The organism is Pseudomonas soli (assembly GCF_900110655.1).
Lineage (GTDB): Bacteria > Pseudomonadota > Gammaproteobacteria > Pseudomonadales > Pseudomonadaceae > Aquipseudomonas > Aquipseudomonas soli.
Genome location: NZ_FOEQ01000002.1, coordinates 274,316 through 289,344, shown reverse-complemented (window position 1 = coordinate 289,344; position 15,029 = coordinate 274,316). Strand labels below are relative to the sequence as shown.

General features: G+C 64.4%; 11 protein-coding genes and 1 tRNA gene. 6 read left to right on the top strand and 6 right to left on the bottom strand.

Annotated features, from left to right (window positions below):
* Nucleotides 1-67 precede the first annotated feature (67 nt).
* The 4 genes from BMY03_RS05890 to BMY03_RS05875 are packed head-to-tail and all read left to right on the top strand — an operon-like array spanning nt 68 to nt 5,164.
* A complete protein-coding gene (locus BMY03_RS05890) occupies nt 68-553 on the top strand; it encodes a formate dehydrogenase subunit gamma (protein WP_038705766.1) in 486 nt (161 codons plus the stop codon).
* On the top strand, nt 547-2,091 hold the full coding sequence (locus tag BMY03_RS05885; protein ID WP_094010519.1) for a formate dehydrogenase beta subunit: 1,545 nt from the start codon (nt 547-549) through the stop codon (nt 2,089-2,091). Before BMY03_RS05890 ends, BMY03_RS05885 begins: the two co-directional genes overlap by 7 nt.
* Nucleotides 2,088-4,964 (top strand): formate dehydrogenase subunit alpha, encoded by a 2,877-nt coding sequence (gene fdhF, locus BMY03_RS05880; protein WP_094010518.1) that lies wholly within the window; start codon nt 2,088-2,090, stop codon nt 4,962-4,964. Before BMY03_RS05885 ends, fdhF begins: the two co-directional genes overlap by 4 nt.
* Nucleotides 4,961-5,164 (top strand): formate dehydrogenase subunit delta, encoded by a 204-nt coding sequence (locus BMY03_RS05875; protein ID WP_023632932.1) that lies wholly within the window; start codon nt 4,961-4,963, stop codon nt 5,162-5,164. Before fdhF ends, BMY03_RS05875 begins: the two co-directional genes overlap by 4 nt.
* 81 nt (nt 5,165-5,245) lie before the next feature.
* Here BMY03_RS05875 and BMY03_RS05870 read toward each other — a convergent pair whose 3' ends face one another.
* Nucleotides 5,246-5,701 (bottom strand): GNAT family N-acetyltransferase, encoded by a 456-nt coding sequence (locus tag BMY03_RS05870; protein WP_094010517.1) that lies wholly within the window; start codon nt 5,699-5,701, stop codon nt 5,246-5,248.
* Between the two features lie 160 nt (nt 5,702-5,861).
* On the opposite strand from BMY03_RS05870, the gene BMY03_RS05865 reads away from it, so the two are divergent.
* Nucleotides 5,862-7,673 (top strand): ABC transporter ATP-binding protein/permease, encoded by a 1,812-nt coding sequence (locus tag BMY03_RS05865; RefSeq protein WP_094010516.1) that lies wholly within the window; start codon nt 5,862-5,864, stop codon nt 7,671-7,673.
* A 42-nt stretch (nt 7,674-7,715) separates the two neighbouring features.
* Here the strand turns inward: BMY03_RS05865 and zapE are convergent, their stop codons facing one another.
* Together zapE and BMY03_RS05855 are read right to left on the bottom strand one after the other, a co-directional pair.
* Nucleotides 7,716-8,789 (bottom strand): cell division protein ZapE, encoded by a 1,074-nt coding sequence (gene zapE / locus BMY03_RS05860; protein WP_094010515.1) that lies wholly within the window; start codon nt 8,787-8,789, stop codon nt 7,716-7,718.
* Between the two features lie 106 nt (nt 8,790-8,895).
* Complete coding sequence (locus tag BMY03_RS05855) at nt 8,896-9,138, bottom strand: hypothetical protein (protein ID WP_023630739.1); 243 nt, start codon at nt 9,136-9,138, stop codon at nt 8,896-8,898.
* Between the two features lie 346 nt (nt 9,139-9,484).
* Here BMY03_RS05855 and BMY03_RS05850 point away from each other — a divergent pair.
* A tRNA-Gln gene (locus BMY03_RS05850) sits at nt 9,485-9,559 on the top strand.
* 53 nt (nt 9,560-9,612) lie between these two features.
* Here the strand turns inward: BMY03_RS05850 and BMY03_RS05845 are convergent.
* From BMY03_RS05845 to BMY03_RS05835, 3 genes are read right to left on the bottom strand one after another with little or no spacing between them, the layout of a single operon-like run.
* Nucleotides 9,613-11,997 carry a response regulator gene (locus tag BMY03_RS05845; RefSeq protein WP_023630738.1) on the bottom strand — a complete coding sequence of 795 codons (2,385 nt, stop codon included), beginning with the start codon at nt 11,995-11,997 and terminating at the stop codon, nt 9,613-9,615.
* A gap of 11 nt (nt 11,998-12,008) precedes the next feature.
* Complete coding sequence (locus BMY03_RS05840) at nt 12,009-12,470, bottom strand: response regulator (protein WP_023630737.1); 462 nt, start codon at nt 12,468-12,470, stop codon at nt 12,009-12,011.
* A 16-nt stretch (nt 12,471-12,486) separates the two neighbouring features.
* Entirely contained in the window at nt 12,487-14,736 is a 2,250-nt protein-coding gene (locus BMY03_RS05835) for an ATP-binding protein (protein ID WP_425311892.1), read from the bottom strand.
* Nucleotides 14,737-15,029 lie beyond the last annotated feature (293 nt).

The following is a 15,029-nucleotide window of genomic DNA, read 5'->3' as shown; positions in this document are numbered from 1 at the left end:
CCGCAGCTGAACACCGCCGGACACTGGCCCGCGATCAGGGCCGGGCCGGGTTGCCGAGGTCCGCTGTATGCCTGATGAGTTGAACCACCTGCCACTGATCCAGCGTGTCCTGGCCCGTGAAAAGGACACCCCCGGCGCCTTGTTGCCGATCCTCCACGCCATCCAGGCCGGCGCCGGCTACATCCCCGACATCGCCGTCGGCGAGATCGCCCATGCCCTTAACCTCAGCCAGGCCGAGGTGCGCGGGGTGCTCAGCTTCTACCACGATTTCCGTACCACGCCGCCGGCTCGCCATACCCTGCGCCTGTGCCGCGCCGAGTCTTGCCAGAGCCGTGGCGCCGAGGCACTGGCCGCGCAATTGCGCGAGCAGCTCGGGATGGATGATCACGGCCGCAGCGAAGACGGGGCGCTCGACCTGCGCCCGGTGTACTGCCTGGGTGCCTGTGCCTGCTCGCCGGCGTTGGAACTCGACGGCCAACTCCACGCCCGCGTCACCCCGGAACGCCTGCGGGCGCTGGTGGCGAGCTGCCGAGAGGAGGTCAAGGCATGTTGAGCCTGTGCATCTCCTGTGATTCGCTGGCCCGGGCAGCGGGCGCCGATCAGGTGGCCGAGGCACTGACCCACGAGGCCGCGCAGCGCAACCTGCCGCTACGCATCAAGCGCACCAGCTCCCGTGGCCTGTATTGGCTGGAGCCGCTGGTGGAGCTGGACACCGCGCAAGGCCGGCTGGGCTTCGGGCCGGTCGCGCCCGAGGATATCCCCGGTTTGCTCGATGCCCTGGCGGGCGACCACGCCGGCCATGCGCTGGCGCTGGGGCCGGTCGAGGACATTCCCTACCTGAAAACCCAGCAGCGTCTGTTGTTCGCCCGAGCCGGCATCACCCGGCCACTGTCGCTGGATGACTACCACGCCAACGGTGGGTTCGAGGGGCTGCGTCAGGCCACGTTGCTGGACGGCGACGAAGTGGTCGCGGCGGTGCTCGATTCGGGCCTGCGTGGCCGAGGTGGCGCGGCCTTCCCGGCGGGCATCAAGTGGCGCACCGTGCGCCAGGCGTCGGCCGCGCAGAAGTACGTGGTGTGCAACGCCGACGAGGGCGACTCTGGTACCTTCGCCGACCGTATGTTGATGGAGGGCGACCCGTTCCTGCTGATCGAGGGCATGATCATCGCCGGCCTCGCTGTGGGAGCGAGCAAGGGCTACATCTATGTGCGCTCGGAGTACCCCGATGCCGTGCGTGTGCTCAACGAGGCGATCCTGCTGGCTCGCGAGGCCGGTTACCTGGATGTCGCCGGCAGCGGCGTGGCCTTCGACCTGGAGGTGCGGGTCGGCGCGGGTGCCTATATCTGTGGCGAGGAAACCGCGTTGCTCGAGTCCCTGGAGGGCAAGCGTGGCATCGTTCGGGCCAAGCCGCCGCTGCCGGCGCTGGAGGGCCTGTTCGGCCAACCGACGCTGGTGCACAACGTGCTCACCCTGGCCTCGGTACCGATCATCCTGGCCAAGGGCGCGGCCTATTACCGCGACTTCGGCATGGGCCGCTCGCTCGGCACCTTGCCGTTCCAGCTGGCCGGCAATATCCGCCAGGGTGGGTTGGTGGAGCGCGCTTTCGGCCTGACCTTGCGCGAGCTGGTGGAAGGCTACGGTGGCGGAACCGCCAGTGGCCGGCCGATCAAGGCGGCGCAGGTCGGCGGCCCGCTGGGTGCCTGGGTGCCGCCTGGACAGTTCGACACGCCGCTGGACTACGAGGCCTTCGCCGCCATTGGCGCGATGCTCGGCCACGGCGGTGTGGTGTTGGCCGACGATACCCTGAACATGGCCGGCATGGCTCGCTTCGCCCTGCAGTTCTGCGCCGAAGAATCCTGCGGCAAGTGCACGCCGTGCCGGATCGGTTCGACCCGCGGCATGGAAGTGGTCGATCGGCTGATCGCCAGCACCGACCCGGCCTACCGCGAAAGCCAGGCGGGGTTGCTGCGCGACCTGTGCGACACGATGCAGTACGGCTCGCTGTGCGCCATGGGCGGGATGACCCCGTATCCGGTGGTCAGCGCCCTCAAGCACTTCCCCGCCGATTTCGGCCTGGAGGCCGCGCAATGATCAATTACTTCGACCCCAGCAGCGACCTCGACCTGGGTACCCCGCAACGCATCAGCGAGGTGCAGGTCAGCCTGGTCATCGACGCCCGTTCGATCAGCGTGCCCGCCGGTACCTCGGTGATGCGCGCCGCGGCCATGCTCGGCACCAGCATCCCCAAACTGTGCGCCACCGACAGCCTCGAGGCCTTCGGCTCGTGCCGCATGTGCATGGTCGAGATCGACGGCATGCGCGGCTACCCGGCGTCCTGCACCACCCCGGTAGGCGAGGGCATGGTGGTGCGCACGCAGACGCCACGCCTGGCCGATCTGCGCCGCAACATGATGGAACTGTATATCTCCGACCATCCGCTGGACTGCCTGACCTGTTCGGCCAACGGCAACTGCGAACTGCAGACCGTCGCCGGCCAGGTCGGCTTGCGCGAGGTACGTTATGGCTACGACGGCGCCAATCACCTGGGCGAAGGCAAGGATGTGTCCAACCCGTACTTCGACTACGAGCCGAGCAAGTGCATTGTCTGCAGCCGCTGCGTGCGGGCCTGCGAAGACATCCAGGGCACCTTCGCCCTGACCATCACCGGGCGCGGTTTCGACTCGCGGGTGGCGGCGGCCGGCGGTGACGATTTCCTCAGCTCCGAATGCGTGTCCTGCGGCGCCTGCGTGCAGGCCTGCCCGACGGCGACCCTGAGCGAAAAAAGCCTGATCCAGCTCGGCCAGCCCGAGCGCGCGGTAATCACCACCTGTGCCTATTGCGGCGTGGGCTGCTCGTTCCGCGCCGAGATGAAGGGCGACCAGCTGGTGCGCATGGTCCCGGACAAGAATGGCGGCGCCAACCACGGCCATGCCTGCGTCAAGGGCCGCTTCGCCTGGGGCTATGCCACGCACCCGGACCGCATCACCAAGCCAATGATTCGCAAACGCCTGGAAGACCCGTGGCAAGAGGTCAGCTGGGATGAGGCAGTCACCTATGCCGCCAGCGAGTTGCGGCGCATCCAGCTCAAGTACGGGCGAGATTCGATCGGTGGGATCACCTCCAGCCGCTGCACCAACGAAGAGGCGTACCTGGTGCAGAAACTGGTGCGCACGGCCTTCGGCAACAACAACGTCGACACCTGCGCGCGGGTCTGCCATTCGCCCACCGGCTACGGCCTCAAGCAGACTTTGGGGGAGTCCGCCGGCACCCAGAGCTTCGACTCGGTGATGCTGGCCGACGTGGTGCTGGTGATCGGCGCCAACCCCACCGACGCCCACCCGGTGTTCGGCTCGCAGCTCAAGCGCCGCCTGCGCCAGGGTGCGCGATTGATCGTCATCGACCCGCGGCGTATCGACCTGGTCGACTCGCCGCATGCCCGTGCCGAATTGCACCTGCAACTGCGTCCAGGCACCAACGTGGCCATGCTCAATGCCCTGGCCCATGTGATCGTCACCGAGGGCCTGCTCGACCAGCGCTTCATCGATGCCCGCTGCGAGACCGAGGATTTCGCACGCTGGCGCGATTTCGTCGCCCAACCCGACAACGCCCCTGAACTGCTTGGCCCGGTGTGTGGCGTGCCCGCCGAGCAGATTCGCGCCGCCGCCCGGCTGTACGCCACCGGCGGCAATGCGGCGATCTACTATGGCCTGGGCGTGACCGAGCATAGCCAGGGCAGCACCGCGGTAATGGGCATCGCCAACCTGGCCATGGCCACCGGCAACATCGGCCGCGAAGGAGTGGGGGTGAACCCGCTGCGCGGGCAGAACAACGTGCAGGGCTCGTGCGACATGGGTTCGTTCCCCCACGAGTTGCCCGGCTACCGGCATATCTCCAACGAAAGCGTGCGCGCCGAGTTCGAGCAGGCCTGGGGCGTGACCCTGCAACCTGACCCGGGGTTGCGCATTCCGAACATGTTCGAGGCTGCGCTGGACGGCAGCTTCAAGGCGTTGTACTGCCAGGGTGAAGACATCGCCCAGAGCGACCCCAACACCCAGCACGTCACTGCCGCGCTGTTGGCGATGGAATGCGTGGTGGTACAGGACATCTTCCTCAACGAGACGGCCAAGTTCGCCCATGTGTTCCTGCCAGGCAGCTCGTTCCTCGAGAAGGATGGCACCTTCACCAATGCCGAGCGGCGCATTTCGCGGGTGCGCAAGGTGATGGAACCGCTGGCTGGCAAGGCCGACTGGCAGGCGACCTTGGCCCTGGCCGACGCCCTGGGCTATCACATGGAGTACCAGCATCCGTCGCAGATCATGGACGAGATCGCCCGCCTGACCCCAACCTTCCGCCGGGTCAGCTATGCCGAGCTCGACCGCCACGGCAGCCTGCAGTGGCCCTGCAACGACGCCGCCCCCGATGGTACGCCGACCATGCACATCGAGCAGTTCGTGCGCGGCAAGGGCCGCTTCATGCTCACCGGCTATGTGCCCACCGACGAGAAGGTCAACAGTCGCTATCCGCTGTTGCTGACCACCGGGCGCATCCTCAGCCAGTACAACGTCGGCGCGCAGACCCGGCGCACCAGCAACGTCGCCTGGCACGACGAAGACCGCTTGGAGATCCACCCCAGCGACGCCGAGAGCCGTGGCATCGCCGACGGCGACTGGGTGGGCGTGGGCAGCCGCGCCGGCCAGAGCGTGCTGCGTGCCAGGGTCAGCAGCCGGGTGGCCCCGGGGGTGGTGTATACAACGTTCCACTTCCCCGAGTCGGGGGCCAACGTGATCACCACCGACAACTCCGACTGGGCCACCAACTGCCCGGAATACAAAGTCACCGCAGTAGAGGTGGTGAAGGTGTTCCAGCCGTCGGAATGGCAGAAGCGCTACCAGAGCTTCAGTGACGAGCAGCGGCGCTTGCTCAAGGAGCGGCGTCAGGCAGAAAAGGCGGAGGTGCGTCGATGAGCAGCGACAACCTGGTGAAGATGGCCAACCAGATCGGCCATTACTTCGACAGTGAGCCGGATCATGCCAAGGCGGTGCAGGGGGTGAGGCAGCATCTGCAGAGCTTCTGGACGCCGGCCATGCGCCGGCAGTTGCTGGAGTGGATCGAGGCCCATGCAGGCGAGGGGCTCGACCCCAAGGTGCGGGAGGCTTTGGCGTAGCTCGCCTGCTCTCGCAGGATGGCGCATGGCTTGAGGCTGATGCGGTCGTTGTGGTAGCCGGCTTGCCGGCGATGCGCCGCGTCAGCGGTGCCCTGTGGCCGCCGGCGGGCGCTCGCCTTGATCCAATCTCCAGCAATAGATCTGCTCCGGATCCCCTTCGTCGAGGTTTTCGACTACACCGCTTGCGACGAAGCCCTGGCGCTCCAGCAAGCGGCGCATTGGCGCATTGGAGCGATTGGTCGAGGTGAACAGCTTCTGCCCACGGCAATCGGCTTGTATGCAGGCCAGCAGCGCAGCTCCCAGCCCAGCGCGCCGATGGTTTTCGCCAACCATCAGCATCTCGATGAACGCACAGCCGAAGAAGTGCCGGTGCATCACCGCATAGGCGGCCACCTTGCCTTGTATCTCTGCCACCAGGCAACGGTACTGCCCGAGCCAGTCGGCGATCTGCTCGGCACGCTGCGGGTCTTGGCGGGTAACGGTGTCAATGGCGATCAGTGCCGGCAGGTCCTGTAGTCCAGCAAGGCGAATATGCATGGTGGGGCTCTGCGATGAAGGTGCCGCGATTATCCGCGCCCGGACACGTCCTGCACAGATGTCGGCGCAGCGCATGGCCTGGATGAAATGTCCGTCATGTTCGCAGGGTTAACGAATAGCCGGTGCTACGCTCGCAAAAATACCCTGACGGAAGCCCTCCATGGACATGAACTGGCACCAGGCCTTGCAAGCAAGCCTGAGCTGGCTGGCGATCGCCTCGTTGGTCACCCTTGTCTGTTTCACCGCCACTGCGTTGCTGGCGGTACGCCATACCCGCTGGGGCGCGCAGTTCTGGCAACTGGCCGGGCCCTACTTCAGTTTGCGTCGTAGTTGGCGGCCCTTGCTGGCCTTCGCCCTGCTGCTGGTGCTGACGTTGTTCGCGGTGCGGCTGAACGTGCTGTTCTCGTTCTGGTACAACGGTTTCTACAGTGCCTTGCAGGCCCTGGACCAGACTGCGTTCTGGTACATGCTCGGGGTGTTCGCGGTGCTGGCGACCATCCATGTACTGCGTTCGCTGTTTACCTTCTATGTGACCCAGGCCTTCAACATTCGCTGGCGGGTTTGGCTCACCGAGCGCCTGACCGCCGACTGGATGCACGGCGATGCCTACTACCGCGGGCAGTTCCTCGCAGAGCCCGTGGACAACCCCGACCAGCGTATTGAACTGGATGTGAACAACTTCGTCACAGGTTCGGTTGCGCTGGCGCTGGGGGCGGTTAGCGCGGTGGTGTCGTTGGTGGCATTCACCGGCATTCTGTGGGGCCTGTCGGCGCCACTGGCAGTGGCTGGCGTCGAAATCCCCCGGGCGATGGTGTTTGCCGTTTACATCTATGTGCTGATCGCTACCTGGATCGCCTTTCGCCTCGGCCAGCCGCTGATCCGCCTGAATTTTCTCAACGAAAAACTCACCGCCAACTTCCGCTATGCACTTATGCGCCTGCGCGAGAACGCCGAGAACATCGCCTTCTACCAGGGCGCGCAGGTGGAGCGCGGCACCTTGCTCGGGCGTTTCTTCGCCTTGATCGGCAATGCCTGGGCTCTGGTATTCCGGAACCTCAAGTTCAGCGGTTTCAACCTGGGCGTCAGCCAGGTGGCGGTGGTGTTCCCGTTCATCCTCCAGGCACCGCGCTTTTTCAGTGGCGCGATCAAGCTCGGCGACGTGATGCAGACCGCCCAGGCCTTTGGCCAGGTGCAGGATTCATTGTCGTTCTTCCGAGAGTCCTACGACACCTTCGCCCAGTATCGCGCCACCCTCGACCGCCTTACCGGGTTTCTCGAGGCCAACCAGCAGGCCAGCGATTTGCCACGCGTGGCCACGGTGGACCAAGCGCTCGCGCTGGGCATTCATGGTTTGCAGGTGCGCCGGCCCGACGGCCACGCGCTGATCGCCGATCTCGACCTGAACCTGCACAGCGGCCAGGCGCTGCTGATCAAGGGACCTTCGGGCAGCGGCAAGACCACCTTGCTGCGCGCCCTGGCGGGCCTGTGGCCCTATGCCGACGGTGAGGTCAGGCGCCCTCTGGGGACACAGGCGTTATTCCTCTCGCAACGTCCGTACCTGCCGTTGGGGGACCTGCGCACCGCCATCGCCTATCCGGCGCCGGGCGAGTCTGGGGATGATGCGCGCATGCAACAGGCCTTGCGCCAGGTGAATCTTGCTCACCTGGCTGAGCGACTGGACGAGCCGCGTGACTGGTCGCGCATCTTGTCGCTGGGCGAACAGCAGCGCCTGGCTTTCTCCCGGGTGCTGTTCAACCGGCCGCAGGTGGTGTTCCTCGACGAGTCAACCTCGGCGATGGACGAAGGGCTGGAGCATGCGTTGTATTCGCTGCTGCGTGAGGTGTTGCCGGCGACGCTGCTGGTCAGCGTCGGGCACCGCAGCACCCTGGCGGGGTTCCATTCCCATTGTCTTGAGGTGGACGGGCAGGGGGGCTGGTTGCTGGAGGAGCAACAGCCGGCCGTGCCGGCCTAGCGGGCGCGGTCTCATCGCCGCCAAGCGTCGCCGTTGAAGCGCTCAGGCTGGCCCTTGCTGGTGCAACTGACCCAGGCGGCTGCGTGTCCGCATCAGGTCGGCGATGGCGCCGCCCAGGCTCTTGTCCAGCGCCTGCTTGCCGATCACCAGCACCTCCCGGTCCTGGTCGTAGAGCACATCCACCAGGTTGACGAAGCGCTGCTGGGCCGCCAGGGAGCACGCGGCCAGGTCATCCAGGCCGTCGATGATCCAACGATCATAACGCTCGGCCAGGGCCAGATAATCAATCACTGCGGTCGGTTGTTCGCACAGATCGTCAAAGCTGAACATCACTTGACGCCCCTCGCTGGCCAGCGCCCGCAGGGGCCGTTGGTTGATCTCCAGCCGCACCCTCTGCGGTGTGGGCACCCGCAGCGCCGTACGTTGCCGCGCATCGCCCGGCCAGACATAGTGCCCCTGGGTAAAGCGCTGGTGTTCGCGATTGGCCGGCAGGCTGCGAAAGTCGGTATCCCCAGCTACCTCCAGCACCTGCATATGGCGGTTGATCAGGCGGATCACCGGCAAGAAGCGCGCGTGGTACAGCGGGTTGGGCAGTAGCCCTTCAGGGGCATAGTTGGAGGTGAGCAGCAAGACCACGCGTCGGGCGAACAGCGCATCGAACAGCCGGGTGAGCAGCATGGCGTCGCCGATGTCATGGACATGGAACTCATCGAAACACAGGACCTGGCAGTGGCCCAGCAGTGCGTCGAGAGTGGCCCCCAGGGCATCGGCCTGGGCCCGGTGATGGTGCGTGCCCTGATGCAGGCGGGCGAAGAAATCGTGAAAGTGCAGGCGGCGCTTGGCCGCCGTCGGCACTGCCTGAAAGAAGCCATCGAGCAGCCAGCTCTTGCCGCGGCCGACTGCACCGTGCAGGTACAGGCTGCGCGGCGGGCCTGCGTCGAGGCTGCCCAACAGACCGGCCATTGCCTCGATCACCTGAAGCTGCCCGTCGCTCAGGGCATAGCCACGCGCGGTGGCCATGTTCTGGAAGTGGGTCAACAAGGTGGGGGCCTTGGCTGGGGCACAGCGCAGGCGCTGGCGAATCTGGCGCAAGGGCGCGGGAATCCAGGTAGGCAATTGGCAGGCTCCTCGGGCCGAGTCTGGGGCAGGGCGCAGCTTGCGCGATGCCAGGCATTTTGACCAATCGAGAATGTGTCGGGCACCGATCGCGAAAGGCGATAGGTCAGGACGTTTGCTCGAGTTGCCGCTCGATCAGGTACTTCACCGCCAGGCGGCGTTCCTTGAGGTGACGCAGGTCTTCGTCCACAAAGTTGCCTGCCGAGATCGACTCGGCTGCCAGCACCTGGTTGTCGATGTCCATGTATTCGTCCAGCAGGCGGTCGAGTTTTAGGTCGTGCTGCCGCCGCTGCTGGACGATTTCGCGCGGGTAGTGCAGGTCCTGGTAGAGGTCATGGGAAACGGGCATGGCGTCCTCCTTGTAATGCGCCGGTGGGATCTATCTGATTGGAATGGCGGAACGCGATTGTGTTGAGGCGAAGCGGCGCAATTACGACGAGTGGTTGTGTATCCGTATTCGCGAGGCCACTGCAGTACCCGGGGAGGACCTGGGCGGGCGGTCCCAAGCCCCCTCCGTGGAAGCGCGCGAACAGCTGGGTGACTGACTAACTTGCTGTTTTTCTGCGTTTTTTTTAAAAAAAAGCTTTGCACTTGGGAAAAAGCTTGTTAAAGTGCCGGCCATTCCAGAGCGACGACACACGGAGTTGCCAGGGATTGTCAGCCAGGCAGTGCCAGTCACTTGCCACAGCCGATATAGGGGCGTCGCCAAGCGGTAAGGCAGCAGGTTTTGATCCTGCCATGCGTTGGTTCGAATCCAGCCGCCCCTGCCATCACCAAGCTATTTATCCCCCAAATCGCCTTTCGGCGATTTTTTCGTTTCTGCCTACCTCTTTTCCAGCAGATCGGCCAGTGCCTGGGCCAATACCTGTTCGCTCACCGGTTTCTGAATGACCAGGCTGCCGGGCAGTTCCAGCCCCTGCAACTCGGCATAACCGGTCAGAATTACCACGGGCAGGCCAGGGAAGCGCTGGCGCGCCGCATGCGCCAGTTGCGCGCCATTGAATTCCGGCATGGCGAAATCGGTGAGCAGTAGCTCAACCTGATCGTCGAGCAATGCCAGCGCCTGTTCGCTGTTCTGCGCCTGGCGCACCTGATAGCCCTGACGAAGCAGGACGTCACTCATCATTTCACGTACCAGGTGGTCGTCATCCACCAGCAGTACGCTGCGCACACCGCCCGGTTGCGTGAACACAGGCGGCGCGCTCTGTTCATGGGTTGTCAGCGTCTCTGCTTGATGCACCGCAGGCAGGTAGACACTGACCTGGGTGCCGCGACTCGGAGCGGTATCGATGCGCACGCCGCCGCCAGACTGCTTGGCGAACCCGAACACCTGGGCCAAGCCCAGGCCTGAACCTTTGCCGATGTCCTTGGTGGTGAAGAATGGCTCGAAGACCTTGGCCAGTACCTCCTCACTCATGCCGCAGCCGGTATCGCGGATCGACAGCACCACGTATTCGCCCGGTTCCGGGTCCTCGGGGCGCAGTGGGCGATTGCTGACCCTGTCGTTGCGCGTGGCCAGCGTCAGTTGGCCGCCATCGGGCATTGCGTCTCGCGCATTGATGGCCAGGTTGAGGATGATCATTTCGGTCTGGGTCAGGTCAGTCAGGGCTTGCCACAGGAGGGGATCGAGGTCCAACCGCACCGAGATATTGCCGCCCAGGGTGCGTCGCAGTAGCTCTTCCAGCCCGGACAGGGTGCGGTTCAGATTGACCGCTACCGGCTCCAGCCGCTGCTTGCGAGAGAATGCCAGCAATTGCGCGGTCAGCTTCGCGCCACGCTCGCCCGCTTCGCGGATATGCTGCAAGCGCGTGCTGGCCTTGTCCAGCGAGCCTTTTTCCAGGTCCCGCTGGAGGAAGCTGGCGCCGGTGAGGATGACCGTCAGCAGGTTGTTGAAGTCGTGCGCGACACCCGCGGTGAGCTGGCCGACCGCCTCGAGGCGCTGCATCTGCTGCAACGTCGCTTCTATACGTTCACGTTCGGCAATCTGTTGGCGCAGGGATTCGTTGGCCTTGGCCAGTTCGAGCGTCGCCTCGCGCTCGCTGGTGATATCGCGTGCGACCACGTACAGCAGCCTGTCGTCGGGAACCACCACCCAGGAAAGCCAGCGAGGGTGGCCATTGGCGTGCAGGATGCGCCCGACGAAGCGGGCGCTGGTATTGCCCGACGACAAGGCCGCCAGTTCGCCGAGCAGGGCAGGCTGATCGGACTCGGGGACCAGATGCAGCAACGACGTCTGGCCCAGGCGCTCCCGGGTGAAACCCAGGCTGGCTTCCCACGCCGGGTTCAGAGTGACGGGGGTAAGGTCGTGGTTCAGCACTGCCAGCAGGTCCTGGGACAGTTCCCAGGCACGATCGCGCTCACGGGTACGCCGCTCGACCCGTTCGCCCAGCATCTCGTTGAGCTGTTCCAGGGCGCGGGTGGCCTGACGTTGCTGGTGGATGTCCTGCAGTACGCCGGAAAAGCGCACGCAGCGCTCATCGACGAACTGGGTCTGACCGCTGGAAAGCAACCAGCGCGGTTCCAGGCCATTGGGTTGGGCGATACGGAACTCGACGCGGTACAACCCGTCGCTGTCCGGGCGCATGGCTTGCTCCACGGCCTCGCGTACCTGAGGCACGTCTTCGGGAAGAATACCCTCGTAGAATACCTCGAGGCTCATCTGCGTATCGGTGGGCAGGCCGAACAAGGTTTTGCAACGGTCATCCCACAGTAGCAGTCCATCCTGGGGGCGAAACTCCCAGGTGCCCATGCCCGCCGCGTCGATGGCGATGCGTGCGCGGGCTTCGACGTCGGCCAGTGCCTCCTCGGCGCGGCGCCGGCGCTGGCGCTCATGCACTTCTGTCAAGGCACGGCGCACTGCCTTGGGCAGCAGGGGCAGGTTCTTCTTCAGCACATAGTCGGTGGCGCCCAGGCGGATCATCTCGACCGCGTGTTCTTCGCCATAGATGCCGGAGAGGAAGATGAACGGCAGGTCGGGGGACAGGCGCTGGGCGATGGCCAGTACGTCGGTGCCCGATGACCCCGGGAGCACGCAGTCGCACAGGATCAAGTCGTAGCTGCCTTCGCGCAGGGCATGTTCCACGCCGACATGGTCGTACACCAGACGCGACTGGACCTGCAGCCCGCTGCGCTCCAGGCAAAGCACCGTGAGTTCGGCGTCCATCGAGCTGTCTTCGACCAGCAGCAGCCTCAGGGGTGCGCCTTGCATCGTCGGATGTCTCAATTGCTGCCGCGCCTGTTCAGGCGCAGGGAACCCGGCGGTGGCTCGTTGAGCACTGCCCAGAACACGCCAAGATCAGAGATGGCGGCGACGAATTCCTTGAACTCGACGGGCTTGACCACGTAGGCGTTGACACCCAGTTCGTATGCACGCAACAGGTCCGGCTCCTCTCGCGAGGACGTCAGCATGACCGTCGGGATACTGCGCAGTTCGGCGGTGTCGCGCACTTGCTTGAGTACTTCCAGGCCGTCGACCTTGGGCAGTTTCAGGTCCAGCAGCAATACGGCCGGATTGCCATCGTCACGTCCGGCGTAGCTATTGCGTCGTAGGAGGTAATCCAGCGCTTCGGCGCCATCACGAAGCACGATGACTTCGTTGGCCAGTTGGCTGCGTTCCAGCGCCAGGAGGGTCAACTCCAGGTCTCTGGGGTTGTCTTCGACCAGCAGAATGGGTTTGAGCATGATACGTGCAAGTGCCTCAGGAATGCGGTTGATGGCGAGGGAGGGTGAAATGGAAGCTGGCGCCCTGGCCGACCTGGCCCTCAGCCCAGACCCTGCCGTCGTGGCGCTCGATGATGCGGCGCACGCTGGCCAGGCCGATGCCGGTCCCTTCGAACTCTTCCATGCGATGCAGGCGCTGGAACACACCGAACAGCTTGTTGGCATAGGCCATGTCGAAGCCCACGCCATTATCGCGCACATACACCTCGGTTTCCTGCTCGTGTTGCATGGCGCCAATCTCGATTCGCGCAGGGGCGCGTCCGCGGGTGTATTTGATGGCGTTGGCGACGAGGTTGTGCAGGGCCATGTTTATGAACGCCGGATCCCCGATGACGACTGGCAGTGGAGCGATAGCCCAGACGATGTCGCGCCCCTGGTAATCGGGCTCGAGCTCTTGGCGGATGGCGTGCACCAAGGTGTTGAGATCGACGTCCGCCAAGCGCAGCGCCGAGCGCCCCATTTGCGAGAAGTTTAGAAGATTGTCCACCAGCGAGCCGGCGAATCGTGCCGCCTCATCGATATGGGACAGGAAGCGTCGACCACGTTCGCTGAGATGCTCGCCCTCGATCTCGTTCAGCAGTTCGGTGTAGCCGGCAATGTGGCGCAGGGGCGCGCGCAGATCGTGGGAAACGCTGTAGGAAAAGGCTTCGAGTTCCTTGTTGGACCGCTTGAGCTCTCCAGTCAGCTGTGCGAGCTCCTCGGCCTTGCGCAAGACGATACCCAACACGGCCATGCGCAGTTCAAGCACGCCATCGATGACGAGTGAGTCCCACGGAGCGCTGAACCCACGTACTTCTTCCTGCCAACGGTCGAAACTATGACGTGGACTCAGATGCCCCTGCGGACTGATGGCTTTTTCCGGCTGCCCGGCCCAGTTGACCAAGCGTGCCTGTTCCGGGCGGAACCATACCAGGTAATGCGAATGGAGTTGCGAGATGGCGACCGCCAGGATACCGCCGACTCGACTTGCGAGCTCCGGCAGTTCTTCGATGTCACGGCCCACGTTGTCGGTGTGGAATATCACCTCGTCGCCGCGTCGCCCCAGCCAGTGCACCAGGGCATTGACCTGCGCCGCTGTAGGCGTCTCGCCGATCAGGTCGCAGCGTTCAGCGCTGATGATGGCCGCGCCGTTGGCCCCGGCGAACGCGAGCAATACCTCGGGCTGTTCGAGCAGGCCCAGGCTCACGCTGTCATGGTCAGCCATCGCTGCCAACATGCGCACGATGCGTTCGCGCAGGTCGAGCAGGGTACGGGTGCGCTCGTGGGACTCGCGCGATTCGAGCTGCAGCGACAGGACACTGGCCAGCAATTCGCAGGCTGTGCGGGTCTGGACATCCACTTGCCGCGGTCGTTCGTGGTGGCAGGACACCAACCCCCACAGTTGTCCGTCGACCACGATCGACAGCGACATGGAGGCCAGGGTGCCCATGTTGCGCATGTACTGCAAATGAACGGGCGACACGCTGCGCAACGCGGCGAAACTCATGTCCAGCGGCTTGCCGGTCAGGGGATTGAGCGCAGGGAGCAAGGGTGAAGGCTGATAGTTGGCATCTTCGATCAGGCGGATACGGTTGATGCGGTAGAGCTCCCGGGCCTGGCGAGGGATGTCGGAGGCCGGGAAGCTCAGGCCCAGGTAACTCGGGTAACCGGGGTCGACTGATTCGGCCAGGACGGTGCCATTGCCTTCGCTATCGAAGCGGTAGGCCTTTACCCGGCCGAATCCTGTAATGCGCTTGATCTGGCGTACCGAGTGCAGCAGTAGTTCCTCGATGCTGGTCGCCTGGTGCAACGAGCTGACGAACGCACGCACCAACGGATAATAGTCGCCTTTGTAGACCCCATCGGCTTTCTGACTGGGCTCGAATTCCAGGATCAACACCTGGTCATGGCGATGGGCGAGCACGCGCAGGGGGGGCTGGTCAGGTGCGCCTTGGCGCAGCCGCACGTCGCCGATATGAAAGGGGAAGACATCCGCCTCCGGCAGGTAGTCCAGTTGGCCGCGCAGGTCGAAGTCCGCGCTGACCAGTTCGGCGAACGATTGCCCCAGGATTTCACTGGCGGGCAGGCCGAACCATCGATCGACGTTTTCGCTCGCCTGGAGAACGCGCAATGTGCTGTCGTCGACAGTCAGGAGGAAGCCTTGTGGCTGAATGCTGCCTGGAATCTGGATCGGCTCCTGGGCACAGCGTTCGATCGCCTGGTCAAGAGGGTTATGGTCGGTCGTCACGGGACTCTCCTGTAGGGCCCGTCCACGCATGGTGCATGCGTTTGCACAGGATGTGGCGGATGAACGGTACCAGAATGGCGGCCGCTTTGCCGGAATCTGGTTATTTGAACGGTGGCGGGCGCCAGGGTTTCATTGCTGCGTCTGAATTTTCCCGGTAGCGCGGTTGTGCGCGACCTGTGCCCAGCAGCCCGGAATGCGGCAATCGCCAGGCATTTTGCCAGCCCTGGCCTTTTCATTAATGCCAAAGAGGGATAGGCCTGGCCCGGCTGGGATCCAATCGCGCTGCTACGCTC